A 17,031-nucleotide genomic window follows, 5' to 3' on the forward strand; every position below is an offset into this window, starting at 1 on the left:
CTAAGGTCCCCGGCTGAGGCTCCCGCGACGTTTGCGCCGGTCCCGCGTTCGGCCCGACCCCGCCTTGGAAAAGACCCGTCCAAGGTGACACCATTCACCTCCCGTTCACCAGGCAGCGACAGGCCCGGTGATCGACCGACGACGCGGGAGGGATCCTGATGGCCGAGGTGGGCGTCCCCAAGGTGAGCGTCGTGGTGCCGGCGTACAACTCCGGCCGACACATCGAGAAGCTCGCTGCCTCGCTGCTGCGCCAGTCACTGCCCGCCGACGAGTTCGAAGCCATCTTCGTCGACGACGGCTCGACCGACGACACCGCGAAGCGCCTGGACCGGCTGGCCGCCGAGCACCCACACATCAGGGTGCTGCACATCGAGAACTCCGGCTGGCCGTCGCGTCCGCGCAACCTCGGCATCGACCACGCCCGCGGCGAGTACGTCTTCTTCGCCGACGACGACGACTGGTTCGCCGACGAGGCACTGGAGCGGCTCTACGCCTGCGCGACGGCGAACGACGCCGACATCGTGGTGGGGAAGATGGCCGGGTACGGACGCCCCGTGCCGCGGGAACTGTTCCGCAAGAACCGCTTCAACGCCACCCTGGCGAACGCGCCACTGATCGACAGCCTGACCTGTCACAAGCTGTTCCGGCGCGCGTTCCTCAACGAACACGGTCTGCGGTTTCCGGAGGGCGGCAAGCGTCGGCTGGAGGACCACGCGATGGTCGCGCGGGCCTACTTCCTGTCCCGACACACATCGGTGCTGTCCGACTACATCTGCTACCACCACGTCCAGAGGACCGACGCGCGCAACGTCACCGCGAGCCCGCTGGAGCCGTCGAGCTACTACCGCGCCGTGCGGGACGCGTTGGACATCGTCGACGCGCACACCGAGCCCGGTCCGCTGCGGGACCGGTTGCACCGACGCTGGCTGCGCAACGAGATGCTCAGCCGACTGCGCGGCAAGCGGCTGCTGGAGGCCCCCGAGGCGTGGCTGGAGGAGGTCGCGCTGGAGATCCAGAAGATCATTCAGGACCGCTTCGCCCCTGGCGTCGCCGCCGGGTTGCCGCCCCTGCTGCGGGCCGTGGCTTACCTGGCGGAGCGGGGCCGCGTCGCGGACCTGCGCAAGCTGGCCCACTGGGAGGCGGGCATCGCCGCGCACGGCACGATCGACGAACTCCAGCACGCGGACCACGCCGTCACGGTGACCCTCGCCGCCGAGCTGCGCTCGGAGAACCAGCCGGTCGGCTTCCGCGCCGACGATGGTCGCGACGTGCTGGTGCTCCCGATGGACGAGATCGCCGCCGAGGTGCTTGACGCCACCGCGCAGGTGCGCAAGGCCCGCCTGGACCTGGTGGCCCGCCACAGGGAGACCGGCGCCGAGATCTTTCTTCCGAACACCTTCCAGACCGAGCGGATCACCGGTGGGACCGGAGCGGACACCGTCCACCTGGTGCACCGGGCCACCGCCACTATCGACTTCGCCGCCCTCAACGGCGGCCGGACCAGGGGCAGCTGGCAGCTCAAGGCCCGGATCAGCAACGTGGGCTGGACCGAGGACGCACGACTGCCGCTGGTGTTCATCTGCCGGGCCGACGGCTCGCGACCCCGGATCCGCGACGAGCGGAAGGTGTGGAACCGGGTGCGGTCGGCGGTAGGCCGACGGATCAAGCGCTGATCCGCCCGCTGGGGTCTTGGAGTGGCGCCCTCGACCGATCGGCGGTCGGCTGCGAAACTGTGTGCCGGTCAGCGAGTGGGGGGTGTGGATGAGCAACGGCTGGGTGCTGCCCGACGAGGTGCTACGGGACGCACCGGCGTACACGCCACGTCCCGGTGAGCTCGCGGATCTGGAGCTGCTGCTGACCGGCGCGTACGCCCCTCTGACCGGTTTCATGACCCGCGCCGACCTGGTGTCGGTCAGCCGACGCGCTCGGCTGGCCGACGGCACACCGTGGCAGGTCGCTGTCGTTCTCCAGGTGCCGGCCGCCCTGGCGCAGAGCTTCGATCCGCGCGACCCGGCCCGCCGGGCGCTCGTGCTGACCGACGGGGAGGGCGCTCCGGCGGCCGCCCTGGACGTGGCCGACGTCTGGCCGGTCCGCGAGGGTGTGGCGGGAGTGGGCGGCCAGGTTCGGCGGCTGGGCGACGGTGGGCACGGTCCGTTCCAGCGACTGCGGCGTAACCCGGAGGAGGTCCGTGCGCTGCTGCCTCCGGGCCGGGTGCTCGGGGTGATCGCCGATCGGCCGCTGCATCGTCCACAGCTCGCCCAGATCGCTCACGCCGCCCGCACCCTCGCCGCCCATCTACTCGTGATGATCCCGGTCGGCGAGGGCGGCGCAGACGGGCTCCCGCCGGAGGCGCTGGTCCGTACGATCTTCGCCGCGAGGGACCGGATGCCACCCGCCACCCTGGTCGCGGTGCCGCTGTCGCACCGACGCGAGGAGATCAGCGACGCGTTGCTGCGCGCCCGGGTCTCGGCCGCGTACGGGGTCACCCACCTGCTCTCCACCGGGGAGATGCTCTCCGGCGCCGGGCTGCGTGTGCTGGTGCCGCGCGAACTCGCCTACGACAACCGGGACGGGCAGTGGCGTTGGCGGGAGGACATCCCGCCGCGCAACCGCCGGCTCGCGCTGACCCAGCCGGAGATCGACGATCTGCTCGACCGGGGCTTCCCGCTGCCGGAATGGCACACCCCGCCCGCTGTGGCGCGGGAGTTGGCCCGGGCCCGGCCGCCGCGTCGGCAGCGAGGGCTGGTGGTCTTCCTGACCGGCCTCTCCGGCTCCGGCAAGTCGACGATCGCCCGAGGGCTGGCGGACGCGTTGCGGGAGAGTGGCGACCGCACGGTGACCCTGCTCGACGGGGACGTGGTGCGTCGGGAACTCTCCGCCGGGCTGGGCTTCAGCAAGACCGACAGGGACCTCAACGTCCGGCGGATCGGCTGGGTGGCCGCCGAGATCGCCCGGCACCGTGGGATGGGCATCTGCTGTCCGATCGCCCCGTACGCGGCGGCCCGGGCCACCGCCCGGGAGATGGCCCTCGCCGCCGGATCGGGTTTCGTGCTGGTGCACGTGGCCACCCCGCTGGAGGTGTGCGAGCAGCGGGATCGCAAGGGCCTGTACGCGCGGGCGCGCGCCGGCCTGCTCACCGGAATGACCGGCATCGACGACCCGTACGAGGAGCCGACCGACGCCGATCTGGTGCTCGACACCACCGACCTGAGTGTGGCGGACGCGGTGCAGGCAGTGCTGCACCATCTGACCGAGACCGGCTGGGTGGAGCTGAAGATCGCCACCGCCTGAGACGTCGCCGTACCCGTTCCTTCCACCGCTGAGCGGCACGCGCTAGTGTTCATCTTTGTTGGAACACGTTTGACCGCGTGAGGGTACGTGGACGTCCGGGGAGGCACGGCGGATGCTCGCTCAGCAGCGGCAGGCGGCCATCCTGGAGCGGGTCCGCTCGACCGGCGGCGTCCGGGTCAGCGAGTTGGCAGGCGAGTTCGGCGTTTCCGACATGACCATCCGGCGTGACCTCGATGCGCTGCACGAACGCGGCCTGCTGGCCAAGGTGCACGGCGGCGCGACCACGACCGGGCCAAGCTCGACCGACGAGCCGGGCTTCCGCGCCAAGTCGGTCCGCCAACTGCCGGAGAAGGCCGCCATCGCCGACCGGGCGGCCCAGCTGGTCCGGCCGGGAGCGGCGGTCGCTCTCTCCGCCGGCACCACCACCGCCGAGCTGGCCCGCCGGCTGGTGGACGTGCCCGAGCTGACAGTCGTCACCAACTCGCTGCCGGTGGCCGAGATCATGCACGCCGGCGGCCGCCCGGACCAGACGGTGGTGCTCACCGGCGGCGTACGTACACCGTCGGACGCGCTGGTCGGCCCGCTCGCGGTCGGGGCCGTCCGGTCACTGCACCTGGATCTGCTCTTCCTGGGCGTACACGGCATCACCGAACGGGCCGGCTTCACCACCCCGAACCTGATGGAGGCGGAGACCGATCGGGCCCTCGTGGCGGCGGCGGACCAGCTGGTGGTCCTCGCCGACCACACCAAGTGGGGCACTGTCGGCATCTCCTCGATCGTCGGGTTGACGGCGGCCCACGTACTGGTCAGCGACGACCGGTTGCCTCCACCCGCACGACGGGTACTCGGCGAACACGTGGGCGAACTGATCATGGTCAAGGCGACAGGGGCGGGCCGCGCGACGCGCACGCCGACAACCGAGGGGACGGCGCCGTGAAGCGCACCGCGATCGACCTGGCCGACGGCCGGGAGCTGATCTACTTCGACGAGCGCGACGACGCGGTTCGCGACCAGCCGGACCGCCGGGACCTGCCGCCCCCTCCTCCCGCGTCGCAGCTGCGCTACGACCCGTTGACCGACGAGTGGGTGGCGGTCGCCGTACACCGGCAGACCCGCACCTTCCTCCCGCCAGCGAACGAGTGCCCTCTCGACCCGTCGGTGGGCGACCGGCTGACCGAGATTCCCGCACCCGACTACGACGTGGTGGTCTTCGAGAATCGGTTCCCGTCGCTGAGCGGTCGGGTGGCCGAGGAGCCCGGGGAAATCACCCCGTTCACACCGGTCCGGCCGGGCCTCGGCCGCTGCGAGGTGGTCTGCTTCACGTCGGACCACAACGCCTCCTTCGCCAGCCTGTCCCGGCGCCGGGTCCGCACCGTGCTGGATGCCCTCGCCGACCGCACCGAGGTGCTCGGCGCACTGCCCGGCGTCGAGCAGATCTTCTGCTTCGAGAACCGGGGCGTGGAAATCGGTGTCACGCTGCACCATCCGCACGGCCAGATCTACGCGTACCCCTTCGTGACGCCGCGCACCCGCGCGCTGCTGGCCGCGGCACGCCGGCACGCCGAGCGGACCGGCGGGGGCAACCTGTACGCGGACGTGCTGGCCGCCGAGCGCGCCACCGGCGACCGGGTGGTCACGGAGAACGAGCACTGGACGGCGTTCGTCCCGGCGGCCGCCCGCTGGCCGTTCGAGGTGCACGTCGCGCCGCACCGCGTGGTGCCGGACATCCCGGCGCTCAGCGACAGCGAGCGGGACGCCTTCGGGCCGCTCTACCTGGATCTCCTGCGCCGCTTCGACGGCCTGTTCGACATGCCGATGCCGTACATCTCGGCCTGGCACCAGGCTCCCGTGCGGATCGACCGCGAGCTGGGCCACCTGCACCTACAGCTGTTCAGCATCCGGCGGGCCGCTGACAAGCTGAAGTACCTGGCGGGCTCCGAGTCCGGGATGGGCGTCTTCATCAACGACATCGCCCCGGAACGCGCCGCCGACCTGCTGCGCGCCGCCTGAACGCCCCCGGCCGCCAACCTCGGCCCGCTCCGGGCTCCGGCTCCGGGCTTGCGGGCGTTCGGGCTTGCGGGCGTTCGGGCTCGCGGGCGTTCGGGCTCGCGGGCGTTCGGGCTCGCGGGCGTTCGGGCTCGCGGGCGTTCGGGCTCGCGGGCGTTCGGGCTTGCGGGCGTTCCGCACGGCCGTGAGCGCGGCCCGACCTCCCACCCCACACGGCAGGAAGCGTGATGTCTGAGAGTCATCGTGATGACTCACAGACATCACGCTCTCTGGAGTGTCCGCCGGCCGGCACCGTCGTGCTCTGCCACCAAACCTGGCCTCGGGACCAAACCTGGCCTCGGGAACGGTCTCGGCGGTCGAGTCCAATCCTCGCTCGGCCGCCGCGGGGGACACGGGCCATGGCGGCGTCGCGCAGGGCTAAGACGGCATCAGCCCTGCTGTGCGCGTGCCCTGAGCTTGGCGTGGCACGGCTCGCGCGTGGCCTGAGCTTGGCCCGGCCTGAGCTCGGCCCGGCCTGAGCTTGGCGTGGCACGGCTCGGACGTGGCCAGAGCTTGGCGCGGCCTGAGCTTGGTGGGAAACAGGGCGCGGGGGGCCCGGGACAGGGCCCCCCGCAGGGAAGGGACGGCTGGCTGTGCACGGCACAGCCGGGAAGGCTGGCTGATCGGCGCACGGGTGCCGCGGGTCGACCGTGGTCAACCTTCCTGGACGCGACTGGCATCTCGTCCATCCTGGTCAACGAGGCGCGCCGGTAGCAGTGACGCCGATCGGCGCGGCGGCGCCGGACACGCCGAAGCCCGCCGGCAGGAATGCCGGCGGGCTCCGATGACGCGGTACGCCTGAATCAGGCGGCGATCTTGCGGGCCAGGTTCTCGTCGAGCGCGTTCATGAACTCGTCGGTGGTCAGCCACGGGGCGTCGCGCGAGATGAGCAGCGCGAGGTCCTTGGTCATCTGGCCACCCTCGACGGTGTCGACGATGACCTGCTCCAGGGTGTTGGCGAACTCGGTGACCGCCGGGGTGCCGTCCAGCTTGCCCCGGTGGGCCAGGCCCCGGGTCCAGGCGTAGATCGACGCGATCGGGTTGGTCGAGGTCTTCTCGCCCTTCTGGTACTGCCGGTAGTGCCGGGTGACGGTGCCGTGCGCGGCCTCGGCCTCGACGGTCCGGCCGTCCGGGGAGAGCAGGACGGAGGTCATCAGACCCAGCGAGCCGAAGCCCTGCGCGACGGTGTCGGACTGCACGTCACCGTCGTAGTTCTTGCAGGCCCAGACGTAGCCGCCCTCCCACTTGAGCGCGGCGGCGACCATGTCGTCGATGAGCCGGTGCTCGTAGGTGATGCCGGCAGCGGCGAACTCGGCCTTGAACTCGGTCTCGAACACCTCGGCGAAGATGTCCTTGAACCGGCCGTCGTACGCCTTGAGGATGGTGTTCTTGGTGGACAGGTAGACCGGGTAGTTGCGGTCCAGTCCGTACCGGAACGACGCCCGGGCGAAGTCCCGGATCGACTCGTCGTAGTTGTACATACCCATGGCGATGCCGCCGCCGGGGAAGTTGGCGACCTCCATCTCCATCGGCGCGCCGCCGTCGGCCGGGGTGTAGGTGATGGTCACCGTGCCCGGGCCGGGGACGACGAAGTCGGTGGCCTTGTACTGGTCACCGTGGGCGTGCCGGCCGATGATGATCGGCTTGGTCCAGCCGGGGACCAGCCGCGGCACGTTGGACATGATGATCGGCTCGCGGAAGACGACACCGCCGAGGATGTTGCGGATGGTGCCGTTTGGCGACCGCCACATCTTCTTCAGGCCGAACTCCTCGACCCGGGCCTCGTCCGGGGTGATGGTCGCGCACTTGACGCCGACGCCGTGCTCCTTGATGGCGTTGGCGGCGTCGATCGTGACCTGGTCGTCGGTCTCGTCACGGTGCTGGATCGACAGGTCGTAGTAGTGCAGGTCGACGTCGAGGTAGGGCAGGATCAGCTGCTCCCGGATCTGCTTCCAGATGATCCGGGTCATCTCGTCGCCGTCGAGTTCTACGACCGGGTTGTTTACCTTGATCTTCGCCATCGGCCGGCGCTCCTCTCGGGGGACACGTGCTCAAGCAGTACGAGCGTACTGCAATTGGGCCGGCAGCCCCCAGCCGGCCTCGACCGGCCGGCGGAACCGGGCTGCGCGGAACAGGAATGCCCTGGAATCATCGTCCGATGCCACTGAACCGCACCCTCGGGTCTATCACGGTCACCGCACTCACCGACGGTGAGGGTGCCTTCTTCCAGCCCCGGGCGGACGCGTTTGCGCAGGCCACAGCGGCGCACTGGGCGGAGGCCGACCGGCGCGACCCCGGCTCCGTGACCGCCGACGGGCAGTGGTGGCTGCCGTTCCGCAGCTTCGCGATCCGCGCCGGCGACGGGCCGGTCACGCTGGTCGACGCCGGAATCGGCCCAGTCGACGCACCCGCCGCGAGCTGGGCGCCCGTGCCAGGGCGGATGCCCGCCGAGTTGACCGCCGCGGGCATCGACCCCGCCGATGTCGACACCGTCGTCCTGACCCACCTGCACAGCGACCACATCGGCTGGGCGGTCACCGGCACGCCGGGGCGGCCGTACTTCCCGAACGCGAGCTACCTGGTGCAACGCGCCGAAATCGACGCGGCGGAGACGCTCAACCCCGGGCTGCCGGCCGGGCTCGTCGCACCCCTGCGCGCCGCCGGCCAGCTCCGGGTGGTCGACGGCGAGACCGCCCTCACCCCAGCGGTACGTCTGCTGCCCACCCCGGGCCACACCCCCGGTCACCAGTCGGTGCTCCTGACGTCGGCCGAAGAGCGGATGCTGCTCACCGGGGACCTGCTGGTGCACATGGTGCAACTCGTCGACCCCGACCTGGCGTACGCCCACGAGGAAGACCCGGACCTCGCCCGCGCCTCCCGGCTGAACGCCCTGCGCGCGCCCACTCCCCCACCGTCCTGGCCACCCCCCACCTCGGCACCCCCTTCACGCCCCACCCCAGCCCGGTTGATCACCAGTCGGCCAGTCAAGATCCCGCTCGATCCTGGATGTAGGGGCAACCCCAGCCCAGAAGACCACTACAACCAGGATCGAGCGCGATCTCGACCGAAGATCCGCGCCACATCTGCAAAAGCGCTGCCTCCGGAGCCCTCACCTGGTTGATCAAGAGGTTTGCGTCACCACAACCGCGATTCCTGACGTAAACCTCTTGATCAACCAGGGCGGGGGCGGGGGCCGGGTGGGGCCGGGTGGGGCTGGACGGCGAAGGGCGCCCCGGCGAAGCCGGCGCGCCCTTCGGTGGTGCTGTGGTTCGGGGGAACTACATGCTGGAGATGTCGCCCTGCTTGGCGCGGACGGCTTCGGCGGCCTCCAGGAGGCTGGCCCGCTCGTCGGCGTCCAGGTCGGTCTCGACGACCCGCTTGACGCCCTCGGCGCCGATCTCGGCCTCGACCCCCAGGTAGACACCGGAGATGCCGTACTCGCCGTCGACCCAGGCGCAGACCGGCATGACCTCGCCGGAGTCCTCCGCGACGGCCTTCGCCATCCGGGCCGCGGCGGCGGACGGGGCGTAGTAGGCCGACCCGGTCTTGAGCAGCGCGACCACCTCGGCGCCACCGTTGCGGGTCTTGACGACCAGCTCCTCGATCTGCTCGGCCGGCATGGCGTCGCGCAGCGGCTTGCCGTTGACGGTGCTCTTCGACGGCACCGGCACCATGGTGTCGCCGTGCGAGCCCAGGGTCAGCGTGCGTACCGAGGCCACCGGCACGTTCAGCGCCTCGGCGACGAAGTTGCTGAACCGGGCGGTGTCGAGCATGCCGGCCTGGCCGAGCACCCGGTTCTTCGGGAACTGGGTGGCGAGCTGGGCCAGCGCGGTCATCTCGTCCAGCGGGTTGGAGACCACGATGACGACGGCGTTCGGGGCGTACTTGGCGACGTTCTCGGCGACCTGGCGGACGATCTTGGCGTTGGTCTCCAGAAGGTCCATCCGGCTCATGCCGGGCTTGCGCGGCAGACCAGCGGTGATCACGACGACGTCGGAGCCCTCGATGCTCTCGTAGCCCTCACCGTTGGGGCCGGTGGTCACGCCGACCACCTTGGTCTCGAAGCCCTCGATGGCCCGGGACTGGTTGAGGTCGAGCGCGAGGCCCGCGGGCTTGCCCTCCACGATGTCGGTGATCACTACGGTGTCGAAGACGTCGTACTCGGCCAGGCGCTGTGCGGTGGTGGAGCCGTAGAAGCCAGCCCCGACGACAGTGACCTTCTTACCCATGGTCGTCCCACTCCCTGATACCAGTCGGTTTTCCGGACCGTATCAGTCATCCTGGCACCGATCAGGCCAGGGGCGGCGGCCATCGCCGGGATGGGGCGAACGTCACCGCCGTCCTGGTTCGGCGCGGCCGAGGCGTGGGTCAGCCGCGCTCGGCGCGCTCGACGACGTTGGTGAGCAGCATGGCCCGGGTCATCGGGCCCACGCCGCCGGGCATGGGGACCAGCGCGCCGGCCGTCTCGGCTACCTCCGGGTCCACGTCGCCGGTGTAGCGGCCCTTGCCGTCCGCGCCGATCACGCGGGTGATGCCGACGTCCACCACCACAGCGCCAGGGTTGATCATGTCGGCGGTCAGCAGACCCGGTACGCCGGCCGCGACGATGACGATGTCGGCGGCCCGGGTGTGCGAGGCGAGGTCGAGGGTGCCGGTGTGGCAGAGGGTGACAGTGGCGTTCTCGCTGCGCCTGGTGAGCAGCAGGCCGAGCGGTCGGCCAACCGTGTTGCCGCGACCGACGACCGCGACGGTGGCCCCGCGCAGCGCCACGTCGTGCCGGCGGAGCAGCTCGACGATGCCGCGCGGCGTGCACGGCAGCGGCCCGTCGTAGCCGAGCACGAGCCGACCCAGGTTGACCGGGTGCAGGCCGTCGGCGTCCTTGTCCGGGTCGATCAACTCCAGCACCCGCTGGGTGTCGAGGTGGGCCGGCAGCGGCAGTTGAACGATGTAGCCGTGGCACGCCGGGTCGGCGTTCAGCTCGGCCAGGACGTCGTCGACCTGCTGTTGGGTGGCGTCGGCCGGCAGTTCGCGGCGGATCGAGGCGATGCCCACCTCGGCGCAGTCGCGGTGCTTGCCGTTGACGTACGCCTGGCTGCCCGGGTCCGCCCCGACGAGGACCGTGCCGAGCCCGGGGATGATCCCGCGTTCCGCGAGTGCCTTCACCCGGATGCGCAGCTCGTCCTTGATCTCCGCTGCGGTTGCCTTGCCGTCCAGAAGCGTCGCCGTCACGACCAGATCGTCTCACGACCACCGCCTGCGGATCAGACGACCCAGCTCGGGCCGTCCGCCGCCCACTGCGTGTGAGGGGCCATCGGGCCGACCCGGCCACGATGGGGTGACCGCCCCGGGAGTAACCGTGTGTGAGGTGTCGCTAGTCACTTTCGGTGACAATCTGTGGATTCGATCACGGTCGAACCAGACAGACCTCGCCGTCACCACCGAGACGGGACGCCAGCCTCAGGCGGTGCCGCAGCGGCCAGGCGGCGCCATACGCGTCGTGAACCAGCGCGATTTCCGCAGGTCAACGTCGATAGACCCGGTTTGGATTAGCAGATTCCTTCGCCCCCGACAAGGGAGGCGCCCCCGGACCGTTACCCACCCGCAACCGCGTCGTTGTCGAAGACCCGTCGCCGACCTACCGTTACCGCTTGTTGCGCAGCGTAACCCAGCGTCGGGCCTGACTGCGCAGCGTGAGGAGATGAGGAGGCTCAATGCGAGTTCGTAGACTCGCCGCCTGGACCGCCCTCCCGCTCGCGGTGACGCTGGGCCTCGCGGCCTGCGGCAGCGGCGGAGACGGTGGATCCGGTGGCAGCGACAGTTCGGTGGTCAGCATTCAGATCGCCGAGCCGAAGCACCTGGTTCCCACAAACACCACCGAGACGTCCGGGTCGCAGGTGATCGCCGGCCTGTTCAGCCCGCTCGTCGACTACGATGCCCAGAACAAGCCGTACGAGGTCGCCGCTCAGTCGATCACCTCGTCCGACAACAAGGTCTGGACGATCAAGATCAAGGACGGCTTCACCTTCCACAACGGTGAGAAGGTCACGTCCCAGAACTACATCAACGCCTGGAACTACGGCGCGTACGCCCCGAACGGTCAGGACACCAACCCCTTCTTCGAGAAGGTCGCTGGTTACGCCGACCTGCAGGGCAAGGCGCCGAAGGCCAAGGAGATGTCCGGTCTGAAGAAGGTCGACGACCTCACCTTCACCGCGACGCTCTCCGAGCCGTACATCGACTTCAAGACGACGCTGGGCTACAACGCGTTCTTCCCGATGCCGGATGCCGCGTTCTCGGCTCCGGGCGTGCTCAAGGACTCCTACGAGCAGGCGCCGATCGGGCAGGGCCCCTTCAAGATGAAGGGCACCTGGCAGCACGACAGCAAGATCGACGTCGAGCGCTACGACGCGTACCCGGGCGAGAAGCCCAAGGTCAAGAACATCGAGTTCCGGATCTACCAGCAGCTCACCGCTGCCTACGCGGACGTCCTGGCGGACAACCTGGACGTGCTGCCCACGATCCCGACCGAGAGCCTGAGCACCGCGCCGAGCGACCTGGGTGACCGGTACAAGACCAGCCCGATGTCGTCGTTCCAGTTCCTCGCGTTCCCGACGTTCGACAAGGACTACAGCAGCCCGGACGTGCGCAAGGCCATCTCGATGGCGATCGACCGTGACGAGATCACCAAGTCGGTCTTCAAGGGTTCGCAGACGTCGGCGCGCTCCTTCGTCGCGCCGGTCCTGCCGGGCTACCGGGAGGACACCGCGGGCAAGGCCGCCGAGTTCAACCCGACCGAGGCCAAGAAGCTCTACCAGGCCGCCGGCGGTCCGTCGAAGATCGTCATCTCGTACAACGGCGATGGCGGGCACAAGGACTGGGTCGACGCCACTGTCAACCAGCTCAAGACCAACCTGGGCGTGGACGCGGTCGGCTCGGTCGAGCCGAAGTTCGCCGACCTGCTGACCAAGGTCGAGAAGAAGACGCCGGTGGGTGCGTTCCGGATGGGTTGGGTCATGGACTACCCGACCATGGAGGACTACCTCGGCCCGCTGTACAGCACGAACGGCTCGTCGAACTACTACGGCTACAGCAACCCGGAGTTCGACAAGCTGGTCAAGGAGGGTTCCGCCGCCAAGACGCAGGACGAGGCGATCGCCAAGTACCAGCAAGCGGAGGACATCCTGGCCAAGGACATGCCGGTGATCCCGCTCCGCTTCGGCGAGAACGTGTTCGGCCACTCGTCCAAGGTCAAGAACGTGGAGATGGACCTGTTCCAGCGGGTCAACCTCGTCAAGATCGAAGCAGCCAGCTGAGCTGACCATGGTGCGGGCCACCCGGGCGACGAAGCCCGGGTGGCCCGGACCGCACCACCGGGGCCGGGCCGCAGCAGCGGACCCGGCGTCGGTGGTGCCGGCTCCCCCGGGCCGGACGGCACGTCTCGGATATTTCGGGTACGACCAGAGATGCCGTCCTGCGACCCTTTCGCACATTTCCGGAGAGACTGCTAAGCATGTTCCGCTACATCCTGCGGCGCCTACTGCAGATGGTCCTGGCGTTCTTCGGGACCACCCTGATCGTCTACGCGCTGACATTCGCCGGACAGGGCGACCCGATCCAGGCGCTCGCCGGCGAGCGGCCGGTGACGCCAGCCCAACGGGCCTACCTGACCGAGAAGTACAACCTGGATCAGACGGGCGTCGGCGGCTTCTTCTACCGCTACTTCGACTACGTGAAGGACCTGCTCCAGGGCAACCTGGGCGAGTCGCTCACCGGTCGGAGCATCGGTGACATCCTCCAGCAGGCCTGGCCGGTCACCGTGCGCCTCGCGCTCATCGCGCTCGCCGTGGCGATCATCTTCGGCGTCACCGCCGGGGTGCTCGCCGGCATCCGCCGGGCCAGCATCTTCGACAACTCGACGCTGGTGCTGACCCTGCTGGTGCTGGGCATCCCGACCATCGTGCTGGCGCCGCTGGCGCAGTACTTCCTGGGCGTCAAGTGGCAGCTCTTCCCGCCCACCGCCGGCTCCGACCCGAGTTTCTACGCGCTCCTGCTGCCGGGCATCGTGCTCGGCTCGCTGTCGCTGGCGACCGCCCTACGGCTCACCCGGGCCTCGGTGGCGGAGAACCTGCGCGCGGACTACGTCCGGACCGCCCGGTCCAAGGGCCTGGTCAAGCGGCGCATCGTCGTCGTCCACGTGCTGCGCAACTCGCTGATCCCGGTGGTCACCTTCCTCGGTGTGGAACTGGGCAACCTGATGAGCGGCGCGATCATCACCGAGGGCGTCTTCAACATCCCCGGCGTGGGCTTCAACCTCTTCCGCGGCATCCGCACCGAGGACGGCCCCCTGGTGGTGGGCATCGTCAGCGTGCTCGTCGTGGTCTACCTGGTCTCGAACCTGGTGGTGGACGTCCTGTACGCCGTACTCGACCCGAGGATCCGCTATGAGTGAGCGCAGCGAACGAATCATCAGCGCAGCGTGCCTGGGCTCTCATGCCGGCGCCGAGCGCAGCGAGGTGGCGGCATGAGTGACTTTGAAACTGTGGCGGCCACCGAGAACCAGGCCGCGCGACGTGGCCCCTCGGGGGAGCCGGGCACGCCCAACCAGGTCGGCGCCGCGAACAAGCCCCGCAGCCTGGCCGGTGACGCCTGGCGGGACCTGCGCCGCAACCCGATCTTCTGGATCTCGCTGGCGCTGGTCGTCATCTTCACCCTGATGGCGCTGCTCCCCGGGGTCTTCACTGCCAACAACCCGAACGACTGCCTGCTCTCCCGGCAGCACGCCGGGCCGTCGGGCGGGGCCATCTTCGGGTACGACTTCCAGGGCTGCGACACGTACTCCCGGGCGGTCTACGGCACCCGGGCCTCGCTGCTGGTCGGTGCGCTCGCCGCGTTGGGCACGGGAATCATCGCGCTGGTGATCGGCATGTTGGCCGGTTACTTCGGCCGCTGGGTCGACGCTGTGCTCTCCCGGGTGATCGACGTGGTGCTCGGCATCCCGCTGCTGCTGGCCGCGATCGTGCTGCTCAAGCGCGTGTCCAGTGACAGCCAGTGGGCCCGGATCGGCGCTGTCGTCTTCGTTCTGGCTCTCCTCGGCTGGACCACCGCCGCCCGCGTGGTCCGGTCCTCGGTGATCACCGCGAAGGAGCAGGACTACGTCGCGGCGGCCCGGATGCTCGGCGCCGGCAACAGCCGGATCATGTGGCGGCACATCCTGCCGAACTCGCTGGCCCCGGCCATCGTCGTACTGACCATCGCGCTCGGCTCGTTCATCGCGGCCGAGGCGACGCTCTCCTTCCTCGGCATCGGCCTGAAGGCGCCCACCATCTCGTGGGGGCAGGACATCGACACCGGCCGGATCCACATGCGGGAGGCGGCCACCCCGTTGATCGTCCCGTCGGCCTTCCTGGCGCTGACCGTGCTGGCGTTCATCATGCTCGGCGACGCGATCCGTGACGCCTTCGACCCGAAGCTGCGGTGAGAACATCCGTGCGAGCGCGAGGAGTGAGCGGAGCGAGCCCCGCAGTCGCGAGCGAAAGGCAAGCACAGTTATGACTGTCAATCCAACTCCCGCCTCTGCCACACCCGAGGGCGGTCACCTGCTGGAGTTGCGGGACCTGCACGTCGAGTTCCGCACCAACGAGGGCGTCGCCCGGGTGATCAACGGTGTGTCGTACCACCTGGACGCCGGCGAGACCCTTGCCGTGCTCGGCGAATCCGGCTCAGGTAAGTCGGTCACCGCCCAGGCGATCATGGGCATCCTGGACACCCCGCCCGCGTTCGTCCGCTCCGGCCAGATCCTCTACCAGGGTGAGGACCTGCTGACCCGCTCCGAGGAGCAGCGCCGGCAGGTACGCGGCAAGGAGATCGCGATGATCTTCCAGGACGCGCTCTCCGCCCTCAACCCGGTCTTCCCGGTCGGCTGGCAGATCGGTGAGACGCTTCGCCAGCGCGCCGGCATGTCCCGGGCCGACGCTCGACGTCGTGCCGTCGAACTGATGGATCTGGTCAAGATCCCGGGTGCCGCCAAGCGGATCGGCGACTACCCACACCAGTTCTCCGGCGGCATGCGACAGCGCGTCATGATCGCCATGGCGTTGGCACTGGACCCGAAGGTCCTGATCGCCGACGAGCCCACCACGGCCCTCGACGTGACAGTGCAGGCCCAGATCATGGACCTGCTGGCCGACCTGCGCCGGGAACTCAACATGGCGATGATCCTGATCACCCACGACCTGGGTGTGGTCGCCGGTGTCGCGGACCGGATCGCTGTCATGTACGCCGGCCGGATCGTCGAGCACGCCGACGTCCGCTCGCTCTACAAGGCGCCCGCCCACCCGTACACCAAGGGGTTGTTGGAGTCGATCCCGCGCCTGGACGTTCGCGGCCAGGAACTGTCGACGATCAAGGGGTTGCCGCCGAACCTGATGCGCATCCCGTCCGGCTGCCCGTTCCACCCACGGTGCCCGTACGTCCAGCAGGTCTGCGTGGACGAGGTGCCGCACGACCTGGTCCTCGGCGATGGCCGGACCAGCGCTTGCCACTTCGCGCAGGAGGTCCGTGATGACAGCGTCGCCCGCTAACCCCACAAAGGTCCGCGGCGAGACCATCCTCTCCGTCGACAACCTGGTGAAGCACTTCCCGATCACTCAGGGCGTGCTCTTCCAGCGGCAGATCGGGGCGGTCAAGGCCGTCGACGGGGTGAGCTTCGAGCTGCGCCGGGGCGAGACGCTCGGCGTGGTCGGCGAGTCCGGCTGCGGCAAGTCCACCCTCGCCCGGTTGCTAATGCGGTTGGAGACGCCCACCTCCGGACGCGCGACGCTGGAGGGCAAGGACCTGTTCAAGGCTTCCGGGGGTGAGCTGCGCCGGCTGCGCCGCAACATGCAGATGGTGATGCAGGACCCGTACACGTCGCTGAACCCGCGGATGACCGTCGGTGACATCATCGGCGAGCCGTTCGAGATCCACCCGGACGCCGCGCCGAAGGGCAGCAAGGCCAAGCGGGTCCAGGAGCTGTTGGACCTGGTCGGGCTCAACCCGGAGCACATCAACAGGTACCCGCACCAGTTCTCCGGCGGTCAGCGTCAGCGCATCGGCATCGCCCGCGCCCTCGCGCTGAAGCCCGAGGTGATCGTCTGCGACGAGCCGGTGTCGGCGCTCGACGTCTCCATCCAGGCCCAGGTGATCAACCTGCTCAAGCAGCTACAGGGCGAGCTGGGGCTGTCGTACATCTTCATCGCGCACGACCTGTCGGTGGTACGGCACATCGCCGACCGCGTCGCGGTGATGTACCTCGGCCGGATCGTCGAGATCGGCACCGAGGACGAGATCTACGAGCGGGCCACCCACCCGTACACCCAGGCTCTGCTCTCTGCCGTGCCGGTGCCGGACCCCGAGGCCCGCGACCAGCGCAACATGATCCGGCTGGTCGGCGACGTGCCGAGCCCGGCCGACCCGCCGAGCGGGTGCCATTTCCGGACCCGCTGCTGGAAGGCCCAGGACATCTGCGCCACCGAGGACCCGGCGACCGTTCCCCGGGCAGCGGACCCCCACCCGTCCGCCTGCCACTTCGCCGAACTCCGCCCCACCACCCCGGCCTAACCGACCCACCCCCCTGCGGTTGATCATGAAGTTATTGCCCTGACACGCCGACGTGCAGGGCAATAACTTCATGATCGACGGGGTCTGGCCCCCGGG

The 17,031-nt window shown here is 69.5% G+C and carries 13 protein-coding genes; 10 read left to right on the forward strand and 3 right to left on the reverse strand.

Annotation, left to right across the window (positions count from 1 at the left end; genetic code table 11):
- Positions 1-158: 158 nt before the first annotated feature.
- The 4 genes from OHB44_RS29895 (at position 159) to galT (ending at position 5,301) form a co-directional block, all read left to right on the forward strand.
- Positions 159-1,673, forward strand: a complete 1,515-nt coding sequence (locus tag OHB44_RS29895) for a glycosyltransferase family 2 protein (protein ID WP_238687741.1) — start codon at positions 159-161, stop codon at positions 1,671-1,673.
- An 88-nt stretch (positions 1,674-1,761) separates the two neighbouring features.
- Positions 1,762-3,291 carry an adenylyl-sulfate kinase gene (gene cysC, locus OHB44_RS29900; protein WP_238687742.1) on the forward strand — a complete coding sequence of 510 codons (1,530 nt, stop codon included), beginning with the start codon at positions 1,762-1,764 and terminating at the stop codon, positions 3,289-3,291.
- Between the two features lie 112 nt (positions 3,292-3,403).
- A complete protein-coding gene (locus OHB44_RS29905; RefSeq protein WP_266304447.1) occupies positions 3,404-4,228 on the forward strand; it encodes a DeoR/GlpR family DNA-binding transcription regulator in 825 nt (274 codons plus the stop codon).
- Entirely contained in the window at positions 4,225-5,301 is a 1,077-nt protein-coding gene (gene galT / locus OHB44_RS29910; protein ID WP_330438948.1) for a galactose-1-phosphate uridylyltransferase, read from the forward strand. The genes OHB44_RS29905 and galT overlap by 4 nt, the downstream gene beginning before the upstream one ends.
- 839 nt (positions 5,302-6,140) lie before the next feature.
- Here the strand turns inward: galT and OHB44_RS29915 are convergent.
- Positions 6,141-7,358: an NADP-dependent isocitrate dehydrogenase gene (locus tag OHB44_RS29915; protein ID WP_124773753.1), complete on the reverse strand. Its 1,218-nt coding sequence runs from the start codon at positions 7,356-7,358 to the stop codon at positions 6,141-6,143.
- 137 nt (positions 7,359-7,495) lie between these two features.
- On the opposite strand from OHB44_RS29915, the gene OHB44_RS29920 reads away from it, so the two are divergent.
- On the forward strand, positions 7,496-8,458 hold the full coding sequence (locus tag OHB44_RS29920) for an MBL fold metallo-hydrolase (protein ID WP_330438949.1): 963 nt from the start codon (positions 7,496-7,498) through the stop codon (positions 8,456-8,458).
- A 157-nt stretch (positions 8,459-8,615) separates the two neighbouring features.
- Here the strand turns inward: OHB44_RS29920 and OHB44_RS29925 are convergent, their stop codons facing one another.
- Positions 8,616-9,566 carry a malate dehydrogenase gene (locus tag OHB44_RS29925; protein WP_112583765.1) on the reverse strand — a complete coding sequence of 317 codons (951 nt, stop codon included), beginning with the start codon at positions 9,564-9,566 and terminating at the stop codon, positions 8,616-8,618.
- Between the two features lie 139 nt (positions 9,567-9,705).
- Positions 9,706-10,566 (reverse strand): bifunctional methylenetetrahydrofolate dehydrogenase/methenyltetrahydrofolate cyclohydrolase, encoded by an 861-nt coding sequence (locus tag OHB44_RS29930; RefSeq protein ID WP_238644677.1) that lies wholly within the window; start codon positions 10,564-10,566, stop codon positions 9,706-9,708.
- Between the two features lie 482 nt (positions 10,567-11,048).
- On the opposite strand from OHB44_RS29930, the gene OHB44_RS29935 reads away from it, so the two are divergent.
- The 5 genes from OHB44_RS29935 to OHB44_RS29955 all read left to right on the forward strand — a co-directional run bounded on the left by OHB44_RS29935 (position 11,049) and on the right by OHB44_RS29955 (position 16,935).
- Positions 11,049-12,650, forward strand: a complete 1,602-nt coding sequence (locus OHB44_RS29935) for a peptide ABC transporter substrate-binding protein (protein ID WP_238687747.1) — start codon at positions 11,049-11,051, stop codon at positions 12,648-12,650.
- A gap of 197 nt (positions 12,651-12,847) precedes the next feature.
- Entirely contained in the window at positions 12,848-13,786 is a 939-nt protein-coding gene (locus OHB44_RS29940) for an ABC transporter permease (protein ID WP_238687748.1), read from the forward strand.
- 72 nt (positions 13,787-13,858) lie between these two features.
- A complete protein-coding gene (locus tag OHB44_RS29945; protein WP_124778295.1) occupies positions 13,859-14,815 on the forward strand; it encodes an ABC transporter permease in 957 nt (318 codons plus the stop codon).
- 70 nt (positions 14,816-14,885) lie between these two features.
- Positions 14,886-15,917 (forward strand): ABC transporter ATP-binding protein, encoded by a 1,032-nt coding sequence (locus OHB44_RS29950; protein ID WP_112583768.1) that lies wholly within the window; start codon positions 14,886-14,888, stop codon positions 15,915-15,917.
- Positions 15,898-16,935, forward strand: a complete 1,038-nt coding sequence (locus OHB44_RS29955; RefSeq protein WP_238687749.1) for an ABC transporter ATP-binding protein — start codon at positions 15,898-15,900, stop codon at positions 16,933-16,935. Before OHB44_RS29950 ends, OHB44_RS29955 begins: the two co-directional genes overlap by 20 nt.
- The last annotated feature ends 96 nt before the right edge of the window (positions 16,936-17,031 follow it).

It is taken from the genome of Micromonospora sp. NBC_00821, from assembly GCF_036347035.1.
Classification (GTDB): Bacteria; Actinomycetota; Actinomycetes; order Mycobacteriales; family Micromonosporaceae; genus Micromonospora; species Micromonospora hortensis.